Origin of the sequence: Burkholderia sp. SIMBA_051, from assembly GCF_046534915.1 — a bacterium.
Lineage (GTDB): Bacteria > Pseudomonadota > Gammaproteobacteria > Burkholderiales > Burkholderiaceae > Burkholderia > Burkholderia ambifaria.
The window spans coordinates 1-19,203 of sequence record NZ_JAWRXS010000003.1; the positions used below are offsets into that span (position 1 = coordinate 1).

Below are 19,203 nucleotides of genomic sequence, written 5' to 3' on the forward strand. Positions count from 1 at the left end.
TGCGGATTCCCGTGTGAAAGTAGGTAATCGTCAGGCTCCCTAAGCCAAGAACCCCCGCCCGAAAGGCGGGGGTTTTTGCATTGGCGCGACGGAAATGGCCAAGGCAGCCCGACAAGGATCTCATCGCCGTTGATCTTGCCCTCATGGCCCACGCGGGAACGAAATCACGCGATTTGATACGATCGAAGTGTCGTCGACCGCTTCGTGCGTCGACGTTCGTGTTCGACTAGAGCTTGATGGAGGGAGGGCAGGAATGAATATCGGCGACGCGTCGCGCGAATCCGGCGTCAGCGCAAAAATGATCCGGTACTACGAACAGGTCGGCCTCCTTGCGCCGAGCAAGCGTAGCGACGCCGGATACCGGATCTACGGTTCGGACGAAATCCATATCCTGCGTTTCATCCGCCAGGCGCGACGGCTCGGCTTTCTCGTCGAGGACATCCGCAAGTTGCTGATGCTCTGGCAAGACCGCTCCCGCGCCAGTGCCGAAGTGAAGTCGATCGCCCTCGAACACGTGGCCGAACTCGACAAGCGGATCGCGGAATTGAGCGACATGCGCAATACCCTGGCCGATCTCGCCGCGCACTGCCATGGTGACGGGCGCCCGGAATGCCCGATCTTGGCGCGTCTCGCCGATCCCGTCGGTGAACCAGATTAGTGCATACCCTGGAGGTCGAAGAGGGGCCTCAATTCAATCTCCTTATAATTCAATGAGTTGACGGAGATGGTTCACAAACCATTCCGTATTGGAATGGTTGCGATGCAAGCATTTCATTAGCATCTTGGTGCGACATCGCTATAATTCGGGATAACCCTATACGGGAAATCCCTGAATCTCGAATTCGCCAGGGTTCCCCTTCCTTGGAGAAAGTCATGATCGCCTACATCGTCGAAAAGCTGAGCAACTGGTTCGAATCCGCAGAGCGCGAGCGCCGTGAGGCTTACCTCGCTACGTCGTCGGATATCGTCCAGCTCGAGAGCCGCATCCGTTCGCTCGAAACCAACGGCTACTCGCTGTAATCGGAGTACCAGGTGCCGTGTGGCACCGAGCGAAAAAGCAAGCCCCGTATTGACGGGGCTTTGTTTTTTTGTGCGCCGGATCTGGCGAAATCGTCAGCGTGGCGCTATGGTATGCACCTGCTTTTCCATAGGAAGATTACGACCATGCGCTTGCGTCTCGATGTGCGTCACGCTTCCCGTGCGCGTCTCGTTCTGGGCGCTGCGGTGCTCGTTCACGGCATCGCGGCCGGTGCTGCGACTTCGTCCAAGCCGTTGATTCTCGATACGCAACGGGGGATCCAGGATGGCCAGGGCGGCCTTGTGTTGCAAACGGCGCCGTTATCGTCCGAGCCGATTGTCGAACCCGCGGGCATGCGAATGCCGGCCGGGCAGGGGCCGAATTCGTCGGTCCCGTTGTTCGTCGCGCCGTATATCAATGTGCCGGGCTGGAGTGCGTCGCGTGCGAATCAGGCAAGACCTGCCCCGAGACTGCAACCGTAACGGCACGCCTCCGCTCAGTTCCCGCGGTGCTCGATCTCGCATCGGGCGCCGCTGTCCTGTCCCAGGCGTTCGACGAGGTAGGGCAGCGCTTCGTTCATGCTCTGTGCGAGCGTGTACGGCGGATTCAGGATGAACATTCCGCTGCCGTAAAGTCCCAGGCCATCTGCCGGCGGATTCGATACCGTCAACGTCAGGTGCAGCCAGTTGTTCGGCTGCAGGCGCTTGAGCTGTTCAGGAAAACGCTGCGACTCCACCCGCGCAACCTGCGGATACCAGATCGCATAACACCCGGTGGCGAAACGCTTCAGGCATTCCGTTACGCAGGTCACCGTGCGCGCGTAATCTTTCTTGTCCTCATAGGACGGATCGATCAGCACCAGCGCGCGTCGCGGCGGCGGCGGCAGCAGCGCCTTGATGCCCTCGAAGCCGTCACCGGCGTAAATCATCGCGCGTCGCCCGGCGTCGCGGAAGTTGTGACGCAGCACGTCGATTTCCGTCGTATGCATCTCGAACAGGCGCATCCGGTCCTGCTCGCGCATCGCGCGCCATGCGAGATACGGCGAGCCCGGATAGTAGTGCAGCTCGCCGTCGTCGTTCAGCGCGCGCACCTCGTCGATGTAATCGCCGAGCGCCTCCGGCAGGTTCTTGTCGTTCCACAGCGGGCCGATGCCAGTGTCGAATTCCCCCGTCTTGGCCGCATAACCCTCGCGCAGCGAATACACGCCGGCGCCGGCGTGCGTGTCGATGTACCAGTACGACTTGTCTTTCTTGTTCAGGTAGCGCAGCAGTTGGACGACGACGGCGTGCTTGAGCACGTCCGCGTGGTTGCCTGCGTGAAAACCGTGACGATAACTGAGCATGGCTGGCTGCCTGAAACGAAGGATGAATCGATGAAAACGGACGATCGCGCGCGGCCGTCAGGCCGCACGCCAATGCGGCCGCGTATTGTACGCGAGTGGACGTGAGTCGCCTTACTCGTATGCGTCGCCGACGGCCTCCTCGATGCGTTGCCTGACCTCCGGCGTCAGCTTGGCGGCGACGTCGAGCGCGCGCATGTTGTCGCCGATTTGCTCGATCCGGGAGGCGCCCGTAATGACCGAACTCACGCGCGGATTCGCGAGCACCCACGCGATCGCGAGCTGGGCGGTGCTGCAACCGAGTTCGGCCGCGATCCCGCCGAGCCGTTCGACCACATCGTTGCTGGTCGGGTCCGTCAGCCGGTCGCGGAGCCAGTCGTAGCCCTGCAGTTCCGCGCGGCTGCCCGGCGGTACGCCATTGCGGTACTTGCCGGTGAGCAGCCCCGATGCAAGCGGGCTCCAGGTCGTCAGGCCGAGGCCGTAGTCGTCGTAGAGCCGCGCGTATTCGCGTTCGACCCGGGTACGGTGGAACAGGTTGTACTGCGGCTGCTCGACGACCGGTTTGTGCAGATGGTGCCGCTCGGCAATCTCATACGCGGCGCGAATCTCGTCGGCGCTCCATTCGGACGTGCCCCAGTACAGCGCCTTGCCGCGCACGATCATGTCGCTCATCGCCCACACCGTTTCCTCGATCGGCGTGTTCGGATCCGGGCGATGGCAGTAGACGAGATCGACATAGTCGAGCTGCAGCCGGCGCAGCGAGCCGTCGATCGCGTTCAGCAGATATTTCCGGTTCAGCGTGTGGTACTGATTCGGGGCTTCCGCGAGCCCCCAGAAGAACTTCGTCGACACGAGGTAGCTGATGCGCGGCCAGCCGAGCGACTTGAGCGCCTGGCCCATGATTTCCTCGGATTTGCCGCCCGCGTAGACCTCGGCGTTGTCGAAGAAATTGACGCCCGCATCGCGGGCCGCCGCGAGGCATTCGCGGGCGGCCCGCTGATCGACCTGGTTGCCGTAGGTGACCCACGAGCCGAGCGAAAGCTCGCTGATCTGGAGGCCGGAGCGGCCTAGCCGTCGATAGTGCATGAAAATCTCCCGCGACTCGGAACCGACCTTAAGCTTAGACGTTTTGCGCGCGAACGGCGGGGCCGATCGTGCACAATAGCGGCTGGCCCGCCGGCACGAGCCCGCGACGAAAGCGGATGCGGCGGGGGCGCGCTTTTTCGATCCGATAACGGAAGGAGACGGACATGGCAGCAGATCTGAGCGGCAAGACCGCAGTCGTCACGGGCGCCGCAAGCGGCATCGGCAAGGAAATCGCACTGGAGCTCGCCAAGGCGGGCGCGGCCGTCGCGATCGCCGACCTGAACCAGGACGGCGCGAACGCGGTTGCCGACGAGATCAACAAGGCAGGCGGCAAGGCGATCGGCGTCGCGATGGACGTGACCAACGAGGACGCCGTGAACAGCGGCATCGACAAGGTAGCCGAAGCGTTCGGCTCGGTCGACATCCTCGTGTCGAACGCCGGCATCCAGATCGTCAATCCGATCGAGAACTACTCGTTCTCCGACTGGAAGAAGATGCAGGCGATCCACGTCGACGGCGCATTCCTGACGACGAAGGCCGCGCTCAAGCACATGTACAAGGATGATCGCGGCGGCGTCGTGATCTACATGGGTTCGGTGCACTCGCACGAAGCGTCGCCGCTGAAGTCGGCCTACGTGACGGCCAAGCACGGTCTGCTCGGCCTCGCGCGCGTGCTGGCGAAGGAAGGCGCGAAGCACAACGTGCGCTCGCACGTCGTGTGTCCGGGCTTCGTGCGCACGCCGCTGGTCGACAAGCAGATTCCGGAGCAGGCGAAGGAGCTCGGGATCAGCGAAGAGGAAGTGATCAAGAAGGTGATGCTCGGCAACACGGTCGACGGCGTGTTCACGACGGTGCAGGACGTCGCGCAGACGGTGCTGTTCCTGTCGGCGTTCCCGACCGCTGCGCTCACGGGCCAGTCGGTCGTCGTCAGCCACGGCTGGTTCATGAAGTAACGGAGTCCGGCACGCGCGGTCGCCACGCGGACCGTTCGTGGCGAGCCCTCGCCGGCAATGCACGATGCCATAAAAAACGCGCTCCGGGGAGCGCGTTTTTTGTTTCGGCGGGGCGGGCCGGTGACGGCTGCCGCCCGCGGATGCCGACTTACTTCAGGACTGCTGCGACCGCGTTTGCGACCGCGTCGAGGTTGCGCGTGTTCAGCGCTGCCACGCAGATGCGGCCCGTGCCGACTGCGTAGATGCCGAACTCTTCGCGCAGACGATCGACTTGCGCCGAAGTCAGGCCCGAATACGAGAACATCCCGCGCTGCGCGTTGATGAAGCTGAAGTCGCGATCCACGCCGCTCGCCTTCAGGCGCTCGACGAGGCCATTGCGCATCGCACGGATGCGGTCGCGCATTTCGCCGAGTTCCTGCACCCATGCAGCATGCAGTTCCGGCGACGCGAGCACGGCCGCGACGACGGCGCCGCCATGGGTCGGCGGGTTCGAGTAGTTCGTGCGGATCACGCGCTTCAGTTGCGACAGCACGCGCGTCGCTTCTTCCTTGCTCGACGTGATGATCGACAGCGCGCCGACGCGCTCGCCGTACAGCGAGAACGACTTCGAGAACGACGACGACACGAATGCATTCAGGTCGGCCGCGGCAAACAGGCGCACCGCCGCTGCATCTGCCTCGATGTTCTCGCCGAAGCCCTGGTAGGCCATGTCGAGGAACGGCACGAGGTTGCGCGCCTTGACGACGTCGACGACCTGCTGCCACTGCGCTTCGGTCAGGTCCACGCCGGTCGGGTTGTGGCAGCACGCATGCAGCACGACGATCGTGCCTGCCGCATAGCCGTTCAGCGCCGACAGCATGCCGTCGAAGTTCACGCCGTTGGTGGCGGCGTCGTAGTACGGATACGCGACGACTTCGAAGCCGGCGGCTTCGAACAGCGCGCGGTGGTTTTCCCAGCTCGGATCGCTGATCGCGACCTTCGCGTTCGGGTTCACGGTGCGCAGGAAATCGGCGCCGATCTTCAGCGCGCCCGTGCCGCCCAGTGCCTGCGCGGTGACCACGCGGCCTGCGGCGATCAGCGGCGAATCGTTGCCGAGCAGCAGCTTCTGCACCGCTGCGTCGTAGGCGGCGATCCCGTCGATCGGCAGGTAGCCGCGCGGCAGGCCGGCGTCGACACGCGCCTTTTCCGCTTCGCGAACGGCGCGCAGCAGCGGAATCTTGCCTTCTTCGTTCGTGTACACACCGACGCCGAGGTTGACCTTGGTCGGACGCGCATCGGCGTTGAAGGCTTCGTTCAGGCCCAGGATCGGGTCGCGGGGAGCAAGCTGGACAGCGGAGAAGAGCGACATGATGATTCGGCAGTTGTGAAAAGAGGGTCAGGCTTTCAGCCGGCGGGGCGGGCGCAGCGGACCGCGCGCCAACGGGCACGGCGCCGGAAAGCGCAGCAGCCTGATATTGTAGCGAATTCATGCTCCCGGGGGCGCCGATTGCGCGGCGAATTGCGATTTCGGCCGCTGCCGCGCGTCAGGAGCCGTCAGCGGTCCGCAACGCCGCGAAGCGCTAGAATAGTCTTTTGCCCTCGCTCCGGCCGCACTCCATGTCCGAACATCACGCCGAAGTCGGCGACGCGCTCGACGAATCGAAATTCGTGACCTTCGAAGGGTCGCCATTTCAGCTATACCAGCCGTATCCGCCCGCAGGCGACCAGCCGACCGCGATCGAAACGCTCGTCGAAGGTGTCGGCGACGGCCTCGCATTCCAGACGCTGCTCGGCGTGACGGGTTCGGGCAAGACCTTCACGATGGCGAATACGATCGCGCGGCTCGGCCGCCCGGCAATCGTATTCGCACCGAACAAGACGCTCGCGGCGCAGCTCTACGCGGAGTTCCGCGAGTTCTTCCCGCGCAACGCGGTCGAGTATTTCGTCTCGTACTACGACTATTACCAGCCGGAAGCGTACGTGCCGCAGCGCGACCTGTTCATCGAGAAGGACTCGTCGATCAACGAGCACATCGAGCAGATGCGGCTGTCGGCGACGAAGAGCCTGATGGAGCGCCGCGACGTGGTGATCGTCGCGACGGTGTCGGCGATCTACGGTATCGGCAACCCGTCCGAGTACCACAAGATGATCCTGACGCTGCGCGCCGGCGACAAGCTCGGCCAGCGCGACGTGATCGCGCGGTTGATCGCGATGCAGTACTCGCGCAACGATCAGGACTTCCAGCGCGGCACGTTCCGCGTGCGCGGCGACACGATCGACATCTTCCCGGCCGAGCATGCGGAGATGGCCGTGCGCGTCGAGCTGTTCGACGACGAGGTCGAGACGCTGCAGCTGTTCGATCCGCTGACGGGCCGCGTGCGGCAGAAGATTCCGCGCTTCACGGTGTATCCGTCGTCGCACTACGTGACGCCGCGCGACACCGTGATGCGTGCGGTCGAGACGATCAAGGACGAATTGCGCGAGCGCCTCGAGTTCTTCCACCGCGACGGCAAGCTCGTCGAGGCGCAGCGCCTCGAGCAGCGCACGCGCTTCGATCTCGAGATGCTGCAGGAGCTCGGCTTCTGCAAGGGCATCGAGAACTACTCGCGGCACTTCTCGGGCGCCGCGCCCGGCGAGCCCCCGCCGACGCTCGTCGACTACCTGCCGCCCGATGCGCTGATGCTGCTCGACGAATCGCACGTGCTGATCGGCCAGCTGAACGGCATGTACAACGGCGACCGCGCTCGCAAGGAGAATCTCGTCAACTACGGATTCCGGCTGCCGTCGGCGCTGGACAACCGGCCGCTCAAGTTCCCGGAGTTCGAACGCAAGATGCGCCAGGTGGTGTTCGTGTCGGCCACGCCTGCCGACTACGAGAAGCGCGTGACGGGGCAGATCGCCGAGCAGGTGGTGCGGCCGACCGGCCTCGTCGATCCGGAAATCGAAGTGCGCCCGGCCAGCTCGCAGGTCGACGACGTGCTGACCGAGATCAACGCGCGCGTGAACGCCGGCGAGCGCGTGCTGATCACCGTGCTGACGAAGCGGATGGCCGAGCAGCTCACCGAGTTCCTCGCCGACCACGGCGTCAAGGTGCGCTACCTGCACAGCGACATCGACACGGTGGAGCGGGTCGAGATCATCCGCGACCTGCGACTCGGCACGTTCGACGTGCTGGTCGGGATCAACCTGCTGCGCGAAGGCCTGGACATTCCGGAAGTGTCGCTCGTCGCGATTCTGGACGCGGACAAGGAAGGCTTCCTGCGCGCCGAGCGCTCGCTGATCCAGACGATCGGCCGCGCGGCGCGCAACGTGAACGGCAAGGCGATCCTCTACGCCGACACGATGACCGAATCGATGAAGCGCGCGATCGGCGAGACCGAGCGGCGCCGCGCGAAGCAGATCGCGCACAACGAGAAGATGGGTATCACGCCGCGCGGCGTCGTGAAGCGCATCAAGGACATCATCGACGGCGTCTACAACGCTGACGACGCGCGCGCCGAACTGAAGGAAGCGCAGCAACGCGCGAAGTTCGAGGACATGTCGGAAAAGCAGATCGCGAAAGAAATCAAGCGACTCGAAAAGCAGATGGCGGACTACGCGAAGAACCTCGAATTCGAAAAGGCCGCGGCCACCCGCGATCAGCTGGCGCTGCTGCGCGAACGCGTGTTCGGCGCGAATGTGGGCGACCACATCAACGGCGGCCGGTAAACCTTTCCAAAACGTCACTGAAACCTCCCGGTAACTCGGCTGTAAGCCTTGTCGCATCAGGGGTTTAGCGGGGGTCTCGTTTGTTCCAGAGCCGGTTCGGTGCTACACTTCGCAAGTATTGAGAATAGTTCGCATTAACGTTCTTCATTGCGTTAGTGTTTCCGGCGAGCCGTCCAGGAGGGCGGTTGGCAGCGTGTCAGACAAATAACAAGGAGTGTCCATGTTGGGTTCTTCGTTCATCCGCACGTCGGTTGCGGTAGCGGCGGCGCTGGCCGCGATGTCGGCCTCGGCGGCCGAATATCCGATCGGCAAGCAGCAGATCCAGGGCGGCATGGAAATCGGCGCGGTATACCTGCAGCCGATCACGATGGATCCGGAAGGGATGATGCGCAAGGCGTCGGATTCGGACATCCACCTCGAGGCGGACATCCACGCGGTCAAGAACAACCCGACGGGTTTCGCGGAAGGCGACTGGATGCCGTACCTGCAGGTCACGTACAAGCTGACGAAGCAGGGCGACACGAAGTGGAAGGCCGAAGGCGACCTGATGGGCATGGTCGCGAGCGATGGCCCGCACTACGGCGACAACGTGAAGCTGGCCGGCCCGGGCAAGTACCACCTGACGATGATCGTCAAGCCGCCGATGCAGTCGGGCCACATGGCATTCGGCCGTCACGTCGACAAGGAAACCGGTGTGGGTCCGTGGTTCAAGCCCGTCACCCTCGAATACGACTTCCCGTTCGCCGGCATCGGCAAGAAGGGCGGGTACTGATCGGTGGCATCACGGACGGCGCGCTTCGGCGCGCCGTCAGCGTAGAGAACCCAGAATGAAATTTCCCCAGAAAATCGTCGCCGCAGCCGCCGCGCTGTGGCTCGCCGGCGCGGCGCATGCCGCCGATCTGCCGACGTTCAAGCTCGAGATGACGGACGGCAAGCTGAATCCCGCCCGCATCGAAGTGCCGGCCGGTCAGCGCTTCAAGATCGAGATCAGGAATACCGGCAAGGGCGCCGCCGAATTCGAGAGCGTGCAGTTGCGCAAGGAGAAGGTGCTCGCGCCGGGCGCCGATTCGTTCGTGGTTGTCGCCCCGCTGTCGCCGGGCGAGTACAAGTTTTTCGACGATTTCCACCAGCAGGCACAGGGCGTGATCGTCGCGAAGTAATGCGTTTTATCTGCGTACGGGTGCACGAATGCCGCGCCCCGCACGTCAGGAGGATTCAATGGGTCAGATCTTGTTCATCGTCTGGCGGGAGAGCGTCGAAGCGCTGCTCGTCGTCGGCATCCTCTATGCATGGCTGAAGAATGGCGACGACGACGCGCGCCGCGGCCTGCCCTTTCTGTGGACGGGCGTGGCGGTCGGCCTGCTGATGGCCGTCGGTCTCGGCGCCGCACTCGTCGGCTTCACCGAAGTGCTGTCCGGCGACGCACAGGACTATTTCCAGACCGCGATGGTGCTGATCGCCTGCGTGCTGATCGTGCAGATGGTGCTGTGGATGCGCCGGCACGGCCGCACGCTGAAGCGCGACATGGAGCAGTCGCTGCAGCAGAGCACGCGCGATTCGAACTGGTGGGGCGTTGCCGTGCTGGTCGCGCTCGCGATCGCCCGCGAAGGCAGCGAGACGGTGATCTTCCTGTACGGGCTCGGTTTCGGCCAGTCGGGGCACGTGGACGCCAGCCAGATGCTCGCGGTCGTGATCGGCCTCGGCCTCGCGTTCCTCACGTTCTATCTGCTGCAGCTCGGCGGCAAGTACTTCTCGTGGCGGCATTTCTTCCGCGTGACCGAAGTGATGCTGCTGTTCCTCGGCGCGGGCCTGTTCCAGACCGGCGTCGACAAGCTGATCGACAAGGAAATCCTGCCGCTCGGCATCTCGCAGCTGTGGGACACGTCCGCGATCCTCGATGATTCCGGCACGTTCGGTTCGCTCGTCGCGACGCTGACCGGTTATCGCGCGCATCCGGCGCTGACCAACCTGGTCGCCTATGCGGTGTACTGGGCGGTCGTCTGGCTGCTGATGAAGCGCGCGAGCCGCCGCCCGGCCGTCACAGCGGGCCGCACGGCATGAGCATTGCCGCCGCAGCCAAGCCGGGCTGGCTCGCACAGGCCGGCCAGTGGATGCAGCGCCACGGCGCGGTGATCCGCGGCATCCAGTGGATCGTCGTCGCCGTCTATGCATTCCTGATCATCGTGCCGGCGGTGTTGCCGCTGCCGGACGATTCCGCTCACCTGTGGAACAACCTCACGCTGATCGCGCAGTTCGTGTTCTGGGGCATCTGGTGGCCGTTCGTGCTGCTGTCGATGGTGATGCTCGGCCGCGTCTGGTGCGGCGTGCTGTGCCCGGAAGGCGCGCTCACCGAATATGCGAGCCGGTTCGGCCGCGGCGGCGCGATTCCGCGCTGGATGCGGTGGGGCGGCTGGCCGTTCGTCGCATTCGGGCTCACGACGATCTATGGGCAGATGGTCAGCGTGTACCAGTACCCGCTCGCCGTGCTGTTCGTGCTCGGCGGCTCGACCGTCGGCGCGATCGTGATCGGCTTGTTGTACGGTCGCGAGAAGCGCGTGTGGTGCAAGTACCTGTGCCCGGTCAACGGCGTGTTCGGGTTGCTGTCGCGGCTCGCGCCGATGCGCTATAAGGTCGACGAGGATGCGTGGCGCCGCTCGTACAAGAACGGCGAGCACGGACATCGCGTGATTCCGATCAACTGCGCGCCGCTCGTGCCGTTGCGCAACATGAAAGGTGCCGCCGAGTGCCACATGTGCGGCCGCTGCAGCGGGCACCGCGATGCGATCGAACTGTCGTGGCGCTCGCCGTCCGACGAGGTCGTGAATCTCGGCGCGCAACAGGCGAACCCGTGGGACACGGCGCTGATCCTGTACGGCCTGCTCGGCGTCGCGATCGGTGCGTTCCACTGGACCGTCAGCCCGTGGTTCGTGCAGATCAAGCAATTCCTCGCGGGCTGGCTGATCGACCGCGACATCACGTGGCCGCTCGAGACCAACGCGCCGTGGTTCCTGCTCACGCATTATCCGGATCGCAACGACGTATTCTCGTGGCTCGACGGCGGGCTGGTCGTTAGCTATATCGTCGGCACGGGGCTCGTGTACGGTACCGCGCTGCTCGTGCTGCTGGCCGGCGCGACGCTGATGCTCGGCCGTTTCGATCGCGTGCGTCTTCATCATCTCGCGCAGGCGCTGATCCCGATCGCGGGTGCGGGCGTGTTCCTCGGGCTGTCGGCGACGACATTGTCGCTGCTGCGGGCCGAACATGTGCCGCTCGGCTGGGCGACGGATGTGCGCATCGCGATTCTCGTTTGCGCCAACGCGTGGAGCGCGTGGCTCGCTTGGAAGGTGACGGGGCGCTATGCCGCGTGGCCGCGCCGACTGGCTGCATTCGCGTGGTTCGCGGCTGGCCTGGCCGTGATCGACAGCGCGTGGTGGTTGATGTTCTGGGGTTTCTGATGCGGGATTGAAGGCCTGGCGGCCACGCGCCGGAGTAGCAGGCGAGGTGTTCCGCTGCCGGGCTCAGGAGTCCGCTGAAACTGCAGCGCCGATAGCCGCGACGCCTTTTCCTTGTCTGCGGACGCCCAAACAAAAAGCGACACGTCTTTCGACGTGTCGCTTTTTTTCTTCGATGTGTGAGAACCAAAAAAGTGGCTTGGCTTGCTGCAACGGCTGCTTGAGTGTATTTGCACGAAGGGGTCTAGATCTCGCGTGCAAGCCGTTACGCTGGCTACTGCCCAACACCTCTCAGGGAGGTGGTCCCCACAATACTCTGTCGTTACTTCGTCAGGATCAGTTTGCCGAGCCGCGTGGCACGCAACTGATAGGTCTCTCCGTTATGCGCGATGCTGATGTGGCTGTGACCTTGCAGCAGCGCATCGCTGCTGAGGGTCCGTGTGCCGGCATCGCGGCTTCCGGCGGGTTTCGCCGGCGTCGTGACCGCTGCCGTCTTCTGACGGTTGCCGCTTGCGGTGCCAGTCGTGCGGCGCAAGGTCAGCGTGGTCGGGCGCGTGGTGTCGGTCATTCGGTTGATCGGTAACAGTCGATGCGATGGAATGAATTCTAAATGATAACTATTCCCATTTACAAAAACTCTTTATCGATCGATGCAACAAACCCGATAGCGTGAGTCAAAGAGGCGGCCCGCCGGCCGCCGTCGACGTCAGTGGAGCGGGTCGGGGTCCTTGCGCCCTTGTGCGTATTCGCGGATCAGGCGCACCGTGTCGATGTCCGACGTGCGATACGCTTCCTTCACGATACCGTGCGTGTGACGCGCTTCCTCGCTGTCGTCCGTGACGGTCAGCGTCGTGCGGTATTCGAAACGCAGGAACAGCTCGTGATCGTCGCGCTCCTCGATCGTCATCGTCAGCGAGCCGCCGATTTCACCGCCGGCTGCATGGATGTCGTAGCGCACTTGCTGGTTCGGGATGAACGTCACGCGATCGCGCACGATCGCATGCCCGTAGTGCAGCTCGCGTTCGAGCGTCGTGTCCGTTCGTTCGTGGACGACACAGCTGTCGAGACCGATCACGAACAGCTGCGGCTGTTCGGCGCGCAGCACGAGGCCTTCCCAGAGCTGGTCGCGGGTAAGGGACGGCACGGCCGGATCGTCGGAGTTGATCTGGATCAGATGTTCGAAGTTCAAGGGGACGGGTTCCTTCTGGTGGCGGCAGCCACATGGATCAAGAAGTTATTGTGACGCAAAACAAGCCGTTTCGCGGCAGCTGCGGCCCCGATTGCGCGTCACGCTTCGATGCGGCCCATGCGGCCCGTCTGGTAGTCGACGACGGCCTGCCGGATCTCTTCCTCGGTATTCATCACGAACGGGCCATAGCGGACGATCGGCTCGTTGAGCGGGACGCCGCCGATCAGCAGCAGGTCGAGCGGCGTATCGCCGGCTTCGAACGTCACCGCGTCGCCATCGTCACCGTAGACGACCATCTGCCGTGCGTCGACGGGTTGCCTGTCGGGCCCGTAGCGGCCCGCTCCGTCGAGCGGGTAGGCGAACACGCGATAACCTGGCGGCACCGGCTGCGTGACCGTTGCGCCCGGTTGCAGCGTGAAATGCTGGTAGAGGATCGGCGTGCGCGTCTCGATCGCGGCACGCACACCGAACGCTTCGCCGGCGATCACGCGGACCTGCGCACGGCCGTCCGGCGACGTGGCGCTCGGGATGCGGTCGGCCGGGATTTCCTGGTAGCGCGGTGCGATCAGCTTGTCGCGGCGCGGCAGGTTCACCCACAGCTGGAAGCCGTGCGAGCGGCCGCCCGCCTGCGCGAATTCGGGGTCCGGCATTTCGCTGTGCACGACGCCCGCGCCGGCCGTCATCCACTGCACGTCGCCGGGCCCGAGCGTGCCGGCATGGCCGGCCGAGTCGCGATGGCGAAAGCGTCCGTCGAGCACGTAGGTCACCGTCTCGAAGCCGCGATGCGGATGGTCGGGCGCGCCCTTGGCTTCGCCGGGCGCATAGTCGACGGGGCCCATTTCATCGAGCAACAGGAACGGATCGAAATCCATCAGCAGCCGGGTCGGGAACGGGCGGTGAACCACGAAGCCGCCGCCTTCGGTGGTGCGAAGCGCGGGGTAGGTGCGGTCAAGCGAGCGAGCGGTCGTCATGCAGAAGCCCTCGAAATCATCGGAATAGCGTTATTTTTGAAACATAGCGCTATTATATTGGGCGTTTTGCGGTCCGATTTGCGGCGGTTCGCAATGGATTGTTCTGAAATTGGAACGATGAAATGAACATCGATGCACACAACCTGAACGACCTGATGTACTTTTCGCAGGTCGTCGAACACGGCGGGTTCTCGGCTGCGGAGCGCGTGCTGGGTATCTCGAAATCGCGCCTGTCGCGGCGCCTGACTGAACTTGAAGCGGCGCTCGGCGTGCGGCTGCTGCAGCGTTCGACGCGCAAGCTCGCGTTGACCGAGGCGGGGGAGCTGTTCTACCAGCATTGCCAGGCGATGCTCGCCGAAGCCCAGGCCGCGATGAACGCCGTGCAGCAGCTGCGCTCGTCGCCGCGCGGCTCGGTGCGTGTGAGCGTCCCTGTTACGCTGTCGCAGACGATGCTGTCGCGCATCCTGCCCGAATTCCTGCACCGTTATCCCGAGGTGAAGGTGCACATCCGCGTGACGAACCGCGTGATCGACCTGTTCGAGGATTCGGTCGATGTCGCGTTGCGCGTGCGTTCGGAGCCACCGCAGAACGCGAACATCGTCGTGCGGCCATTGTGGCGGACCGAGCAGATGCTGGTCGGCGCGCCGAGCCTGTTGAGCCAGAATGCGCCGCCGCTCGTGCCGGACGATCTGGCGCGCTTCGAGACGCTCGATACGCCGAGCGTCGACGGACGGCACGTGTTCAACCTGATCGCGCCGGACGGCACGCGCCACTTGCACGAGCACGATCCGAGGCTCGTGACGGCGGATCTGATGACGATCCGCGAGGCCGTGCTCGACGGCCTCGGCATCGCGGCGCTGCCGGAGATGATGTACGGCAATGCATTGCGCGCCGGACAGTTGTCGCCCGTGATGCCGGGCTGGACGCTGCCGGTGCCGCAACTCTATGCGGTGTTCGTGTCGCGGCAGGGGATGCCGCCCGCGGTCCGCGCGTTCGTCGACTATTTGGTCGAGAAGCTCGATCACGGCGATTACAAGCAGCCGAGCTGCCCGGAGCGCGACAAGAAGGAAGCCGCGGCGGCCGATGCTTCGTCCACCTGAATGCAAACTGCGCGTCGTGGCAAATTTGTTTTGTCATTGAAGTGCCGCCGGCAATCGCAAGTTTCAATCGCAGGGGCCTTGAATGCGTTCGCGCGCGGGCCTATATTGAAATCCCATTTCGCGAAGGAAGTTCTGAGCGGAATCAGGTGGCCGCATATATTGCGAGCCAGATAGGGCAGAACGCGCAGTCCGTGCAGACCACGGTAGCCGCATTGCGTTGCTCGAGGCGCAACCGATACCGCCGAAGAGCCCGCCGCCCGAAGGCGCCCGCGTGCGCATGAAAAAAGGCCTTCATCTGGCGATGAAGGCCTTTTACTTTGTGGGGCCGGTCAGGCGCCGCCGCCGACCCGCCAAACGCGCGTGCGTTACTTCGCCTTCGCGGTCGGCTCGGTCACGAAGCCGAGCTTCGTCAGGCCGCCGGCCTGCGCATCGGACATCACTTCCGCCACACGCTCATAGGCAACCTTGCGATCGGCGCGCAGGTGCAACTCCGGTTGCGGCTGATGCTGTGCCGCTTCCGCGATGTGCGCCTGCAGCTGCTCGCGCGTGACCGTCTGGTCGTTCCACAGGATCGTGCCGTTGCCCTGGATCGCGACGTCGACCGTTTGCGGCTTTTCGTCGACGGGCTGGCTGCTCGCGTGCGGCAGGTCGATCTTCACCGCGTGCTGCATCGCCGGGATCGTCACGAGAAAGATGATCAGGAGTACGAGCATGACGTCGACGAGCGGCGTCATGTTGATCTCGCTCATCACGCCATCGTCGTCGTCATCGCTGAAGCCGGTGTTCATTGCCATGGTTCACCTCGTCTCAGCTGGCGCGCGTCGCGAGACGCAGGCCGTCGCGGGGCGACGACGACGCGAGGCGCGCGCCCGTCACGAAGTAGGCGTGCAGACCGTGTGCGAAGCGGCGCAGCTTGCTGACGACACCCTTGTTCGCGCGCGTCAGTGCGTTGTAGCCGAGCACGGCCGGAATCGCGACGAACAGGCCGAAGGCCGTCATGATCAGCGATTCGCCGACCGGACCCGCGACCTGGTCGATCGACGTCTGGCCGGTTGCGCCGATCACGAGCAGTGCGTGATAGATGCCCCAGACCGTGCCGAACAGACCGACGAACGGCGCCGTGCTGCCGATCGACGCGAGAATCGCGAGGCCGGCCTGCATGCGCGAGATGCCTTCGTCCATCGTGTCCTTCAGGCAGCGCGTGACCCAGTCGGACACGTCCATGCGGTCGTGCAGGTGCGGCTGCGTCTGGTGATGGTGATCGGCGGCTTCCTTGCCCGACAGCGCGAGCGCGAGGAACGGGTTGTCGCTCGGCGTCGATGCGGTGAGACCGAGCTTCTTGATGCCGTCGTCGAAGTCATCCGAATGCCAGAACGCCTGTTCCGCGTTCTTCGTCAGGCGGTTCAGGCGAATCACGTTCCAGCCCTTGACGATGATCACGATCCACGACAGGACCGACATCACGAGCAGCGTGATCGCAATGGCGCGCGTGACGAAATCACCTTGCGCCCAGACGTGCGCGATACCGTAGCTTTGCATTTTTGTTTCCTTTGAATCTTCCGGATGAGGCAGGTTAGTCGGTGAGCCCGAAGTTGTAGGGCTGTGTGCGGGCGGCGCGGATCGCCTGGCCGTTCTCGATATACGGGCGGCAGGTGGTCGAGCGCATCGCGTCGAGTGCGGCATCGTCGAGGCGCGGATAACCGCTGCTCTTCTGCAGCTCGACGCTTTCGATCTTGCCGGTCACGCCGACGACGAAGTGAACATAGGCGGTGCCCGATTCGCCGCGGCGACGCGACATCGACGGGTAGTCGGGTTTCACGAAGTTGCATTGAAGCGTCGGCACGTTCTTCGGCGCGCTGACCTGCATCGTTTCGCGAGCCGGGCTGGGCGTTGCGGCCGGCGCTGCAGCGGCGGGCGCGGCGGGAGCCGGCGTCGGATCGGCAGCCGGCGCGGGCGTCGGCGACGGGGCAGGCGATTGCGCCACCGGCTGAGGCGCGGGCTTGGCCGCCTTCTGCACCGGCTTCGGCTCGACCTTCGGTTTGACGCGCGGGGTGGGCTTCGGCGGCGCGGGTTGCGGGATCGATTCGGCCGCGACCTGCTGGGCGATCGGCGCAGGCGTGATGAGCTGCGCGGTGATCGACTGGACTTCGACCGATTTCGGCGGCGGCGCGTTGCGATGGAGCCACGCAGCCGTCAGCATGATCGCGTGTGCGGCAAGCACACCGACCGCGACCGTGATGACCCGGGGATTCATACGTGGAGCAGCCGGCAGGATGCCGGCAGGAGCGGATTGCGAAGCCTGCATGTTAGCTTGAAAGAACGACGTCGCACCCGGGGCGCGGCGGGTGAATCGGCACTACTTGCGGAAGATCAGCAGCGAGATGCAAACGGTGGTCACAAATCCGATCAGCAATTCCATGACAGGCTCCTTGGCAGGTAAGCCGCTGGCTCGCGCGGAAAATGGCTTGCTGACGGTCGGACATAAAATGCGGCGGCGGCCGCATGCGCACGCTCGGCGCCGCTCAGGCGGCCTTGCGGTCGTAGAACGTGACCGGGATCGGATGAGCGTGGTGCTCGACGCCGCACCGGCTCGCGCAGACGCCTTGCTCGGCCATGAGGTCGCGTACGGACTCCTCGCACTTGCCGCAGCACGTGGCCACGCCGAGCTCGAACTGGAGTTCGTCGAAGGAACCCACGCCCTCGGCGAGGGACGCGCGAATCTTGCGATCCGAAACTGACTTGCACACGCAGACGATCATGATGAGTTGCGATAGCTAACGGTAATGCGAATTATTATCATTAAATTTGCGGAGGTTGACAAGCCTGGGTTCGGCTTTTTTTAAGGTCATCGGACCCTTCAAGCGGCGGGATAGCAGGAGAGGGCGTGCCGGCGGTGCGCCGGCGCGCGTCAGGCGGTCGCGCAGGCGCGCGCGTTCGGCGAGGAAATGGTGACGGATTCGACGGGCGCGTCGAGGCCAAGCAGCGTCGACGCGAGTGCGTGCAGTTGCCGGCCGTCGCCCGTCGAGCAAAAGCGCGGCGGCGCGGCACGCGTGCCGGCCGGCGCGCGCAGGCCGCGTTCGTCGAGCACCCGCGCGAGCTGGCGGGCGATGGCATCGCTCGTGTCGACGATCGTCAGGCGGTCGCCAACAATGTCACGAATCGTTTCTGTGAAGAACGGATAGTGCGTGCAGCCGAGCACCAGCGTATCGGCACCGTCGTCGAGCATTGGCTGCAGATAACGCTCGAGCAACGTGCGCAATGCGGGGGAGTTCGTGTCGCCGCGTTCGATCGCTTCGACGAGCCCGTGGCCCGGCTGGCAGATGAAGCGGCGGCCGGCGCCGTAGCGGTCGAGCAGCGCCTGGAAGCGCGGACTGTTCAGCGTCGATTGCGTCGCGAGGACGCCCGCGACGCCGGTCGTGGACAGCGCGGCGGCCGGTTTGATGCCCGGTTCGACACCGACCAGAGGTATCGACAGGCGTTCGCGGATCGCCGCGATCGCTCGCGCCGTCGCCGTGTTGCACGCGATCACGAGCGCTTTCGCCCCTTCGCGGGCGAGCCACTCGCCGATGGCCAGCGTGCGTTCCGTAATGAACGCCTCGTCGCGCGGCCCGTACGGCGCGTGCTGCGAATCGGCGACGTAGACGAACGACTCGCCGGGCAGGTGCGCGCGCACGGCGCGCAGCACCGACAGGCCGCCGAGCCCCGAATCGAAGATCCCGACGGGGGCGGCGGGGCGGGCCCCGGAAGCGGCTGGCTGGTGCGTCATCGTCATGCGGACGGCGAGGTGGCGGGCGTGGCGGTGGTGGCCGTGATGGCGCTTACTCGGGCGAACCCATCATCGTCTGCTGGTAGTTCTGCAGGCCGACCTTGCCAATCAGGTCGATCTGCGTTTCCAGCCAGTCGATGTGCTCTTCGGTGTCGTCGAGAATCTTTTCGAAGATCTCGCGCGACACGTAGTCACGCACCGATTCGCAGTAGGCGATCGCTTCCTTGCAGGTGTTCTGCGAGATCTGCTCGAGCTTCAGGTCGCACTTCAGGATCTCCTCGGTTTCCTCGCCGATGAGCAGCTTGTGCAGGTCCTGCAGGTTCGGCAGGCCGTCGAGCATGAATACGCGCTCGATCAGCCAGTCGGCGTGCTTCATTTCGCCGATCGATTCGTCGTATTCATGCTTGCCGAGCTTGTCGAGGCCCCAGTGCTTGTACATGCGCGCATGCAGGAAGTACTGGTTGATTGCCGTGAGTTCGTTCTTCAGTTGGGCGTTCAGGTATTCGATGACTTTCTTGTCGCCTTGCATGGCTGTTCCTTGTTCAGTGGGGCTTCAGAAACCGAACGATAATCGCTCGACCGAGAAAAGCCAAGCCTCGAAGCCTTGCCGGGCCTGCCTTTTGCGTGTAATGAGAATCAGCC

22 protein-coding genes are annotated in these 19,203 nt (G+C 64.2%); 10 read left to right on the forward strand and 12 right to left on the reverse strand.

From position 1 onward, the window contains the following. Positions 1 to 253 precede the first annotated feature (253 nt). From cueR to SB771_RS07440, 3 genes are all read left to right on the forward strand, one after another. Complete coding sequence (gene cueR / locus SB771_RS07430; RefSeq protein ID WP_105832843.1) at positions 254 to 658, forward strand: Cu(I)-responsive transcriptional regulator; 405 nt, start codon at positions 254 to 256, stop codon at positions 656 to 658. A gap of 215 nt (positions 659 to 873) precedes the next feature. Beyond that, a complete protein-coding gene (locus SB771_RS07435; RefSeq protein WP_006478295.1) occupies positions 874 to 1,020 on the forward strand; it encodes a DUF3563 family protein in 147 nt (48 codons plus the stop codon). 111 nt (positions 1,021 to 1,131) lie between these two features. Next, on the forward strand, positions 1,132 to 1,500 hold the full coding sequence (locus SB771_RS07440; protein WP_175662629.1) for a hypothetical protein: 369 nt from the start codon (positions 1,132 to 1,134) through the stop codon (positions 1,498 to 1,500). A 14-nt stretch (positions 1,501 to 1,514) separates the two neighbouring features. Here the strand turns inward: SB771_RS07440 and SB771_RS07445 are convergent, their stop codons facing one another. Together SB771_RS07445 and SB771_RS07450 are read right to left on the reverse strand one after the other, a co-directional pair. After that, on the reverse strand, positions 1,515 to 2,360 hold the full coding sequence (locus SB771_RS07445; RefSeq protein ID WP_011657458.1) for a 23S rRNA (adenine(2030)-N(6))-methyltransferase RlmJ: 846 nt from the start codon (positions 2,358 to 2,360) through the stop codon (positions 1,515 to 1,517). Between the two features lie 111 nt (positions 2,361 to 2,471). Next, complete coding sequence (locus SB771_RS07450) at positions 2,472 to 3,443, reverse strand: potassium channel beta subunit family protein (protein ID WP_012364295.1); 972 nt, start codon at positions 3,441 to 3,443, stop codon at positions 2,472 to 2,474. Between the two features lie 164 nt (positions 3,444 to 3,607). Here SB771_RS07450 and SB771_RS07455 point away from each other — a divergent pair, with 164 nt between their 5' ends. Next, positions 3,608 to 4,396, forward strand: coding sequence for a 3-hydroxybutyrate dehydrogenase (locus SB771_RS07455; RefSeq protein ID WP_175662630.1), 789 nt, complete (start codon positions 3,608 to 3,610; stop codon positions 4,394 to 4,396). Positions 4,397 to 4,544: 148 nt separating this feature from the next. Here SB771_RS07455 and SB771_RS07460 read toward each other — a convergent pair whose 3' ends face one another. After that, complete coding sequence (locus tag SB771_RS07460) at positions 4,545 to 5,744, reverse strand: amino acid aminotransferase (protein ID WP_011657455.1); 1,200 nt, start codon at positions 5,742 to 5,744, stop codon at positions 4,545 to 4,547. Positions 5,745 to 5,992: 248 nt separating this feature from the next. Between SB771_RS07460 and uvrB the strand changes: the two genes are divergently transcribed. From uvrB to SB771_RS07485, 5 genes are all read left to right on the forward strand, one after another. Next, entirely contained in the window at positions 5,993 to 8,083 is a 2,091-nt protein-coding gene (uvrB, locus tag SB771_RS07465) for an excinuclease ABC subunit UvrB (RefSeq protein ID WP_175662631.1), read from the forward strand. Positions 8,084 to 8,303: 220 nt separating this feature from the next. Beyond that, positions 8,304 to 8,855, forward strand: coding sequence for an iron transporter (locus SB771_RS07470; RefSeq protein WP_011657453.1), 552 nt, complete (start codon positions 8,304 to 8,306; stop codon positions 8,853 to 8,855). A gap of 55 nt (positions 8,856 to 8,910) precedes the next feature. Next, a complete protein-coding gene (locus tag SB771_RS07475; RefSeq protein WP_006760846.1) occupies positions 8,911 to 9,243 on the forward strand; it encodes a cupredoxin domain-containing protein in 333 nt (110 codons plus the stop codon). A gap of 58 nt (positions 9,244 to 9,301) precedes the next feature. Next, on the forward strand, positions 9,302 to 10,144 hold the full coding sequence (locus SB771_RS07480) for an FTR1 family protein (RefSeq protein ID WP_006760847.1): 843 nt from the start codon (positions 9,302 to 9,304) through the stop codon (positions 10,142 to 10,144). Further along, the gene (locus SB771_RS07485) at positions 10,141 to 11,538 is read left to right on the forward strand and encodes a 4Fe-4S binding protein (protein ID WP_175662632.1); all 1,398 of its coding nucleotides are present in this window, start codon (positions 10,141 to 10,143) and stop codon (positions 11,536 to 11,538) included. The genes SB771_RS07480 and SB771_RS07485 overlap by 4 nt, the downstream gene beginning before the upstream one ends. Positions 11,539 to 11,857: 319 nt before the next feature. Here SB771_RS07485 and hemP read toward each other — a convergent pair whose 3' ends face one another. The 3 genes from hemP to SB771_RS07500 form a co-directional block, all read right to left on the reverse strand. Then, complete coding sequence (gene hemP / locus SB771_RS07490; RefSeq protein ID WP_006760849.1) at positions 11,858 to 12,103, reverse strand: hemin uptake protein HemP; 246 nt, start codon at positions 12,101 to 12,103, stop codon at positions 11,858 to 11,860. A gap of 138 nt (positions 12,104 to 12,241) precedes the next feature. After that, positions 12,242 to 12,724, reverse strand: a complete 483-nt coding sequence (locus tag SB771_RS07495) for an SRPBCC family protein (protein ID WP_138847426.1) — start codon at positions 12,722 to 12,724, stop codon at positions 12,242 to 12,244. A 98-nt stretch (positions 12,725 to 12,822) separates the two neighbouring features. After that, on the reverse strand, positions 12,823 to 13,695 hold the full coding sequence (locus tag SB771_RS07500) for a pirin family protein (RefSeq protein ID WP_175662633.1): 873 nt from the start codon (positions 13,693 to 13,695) through the stop codon (positions 12,823 to 12,825). A gap of 122 nt (positions 13,696 to 13,817) precedes the next feature. Here SB771_RS07500 and SB771_RS07505 point away from each other — a divergent pair, with 122 nt between their 5' ends. Then, positions 13,818 to 14,795, forward strand: a complete 978-nt coding sequence (locus SB771_RS07505) for a LysR family transcriptional regulator (RefSeq protein WP_105832435.1) — start codon at positions 13,818 to 13,820, stop codon at positions 14,793 to 14,795. A 365-nt stretch (positions 14,796 to 15,160) separates the two neighbouring features. Here the strand turns inward: SB771_RS07505 and SB771_RS07510 are convergent, their stop codons facing one another. From SB771_RS07510 to bfr, 6 genes are all read right to left on the reverse strand, one after another. Continuing rightward, on the reverse strand, positions 15,161 to 15,589 hold the full coding sequence (locus tag SB771_RS07510) for an ExbD/TolR family protein (RefSeq protein ID WP_006754473.1): 429 nt from the start codon (positions 15,587 to 15,589) through the stop codon (positions 15,161 to 15,163). Between the two features lie 13 nt (positions 15,590 to 15,602). Continuing rightward, positions 15,603 to 16,334: a MotA/TolQ/ExbB proton channel family protein gene (locus SB771_RS07515; RefSeq protein ID WP_011657446.1), complete on the reverse strand. Its 732-nt coding sequence runs from the start codon at positions 16,332 to 16,334 to the stop codon at positions 15,603 to 15,605. Positions 16,335 to 16,368: 34 nt separating this feature from the next. Continuing rightward, positions 16,369 to 17,100: an energy transducer TonB gene (locus SB771_RS07520; protein ID WP_011657445.1), complete on the reverse strand. Its 732-nt coding sequence runs from the start codon at positions 17,098 to 17,100 to the stop codon at positions 16,369 to 16,371. A gap of 217 nt (positions 17,101 to 17,317) precedes the next feature. Beyond that, a complete protein-coding gene (locus SB771_RS07525; RefSeq protein WP_006755389.1) occupies positions 17,318 to 17,554 on the reverse strand; it encodes a bacterioferritin-associated ferredoxin in 237 nt (78 codons plus the stop codon). Between the two features lie 149 nt (positions 17,555 to 17,703). Beyond that, positions 17,704 to 18,567 carry a glutamate racemase gene (gene murI / locus SB771_RS07530; protein ID WP_175662634.1) on the reverse strand — a complete coding sequence of 288 codons (864 nt, stop codon included), beginning with the start codon at positions 18,565 to 18,567 and terminating at the stop codon, positions 17,704 to 17,706. A 46-nt stretch (positions 18,568 to 18,613) separates the two neighbouring features. Continuing rightward, on the reverse strand, positions 18,614 to 19,090 hold the full coding sequence (gene bfr / locus SB771_RS07535) for a bacterioferritin (RefSeq protein ID WP_012364283.1): 477 nt from the start codon (positions 19,088 to 19,090) through the stop codon (positions 18,614 to 18,616). Between the last annotated feature and the right edge of the window lie 113 nt (positions 19,091 to 19,203).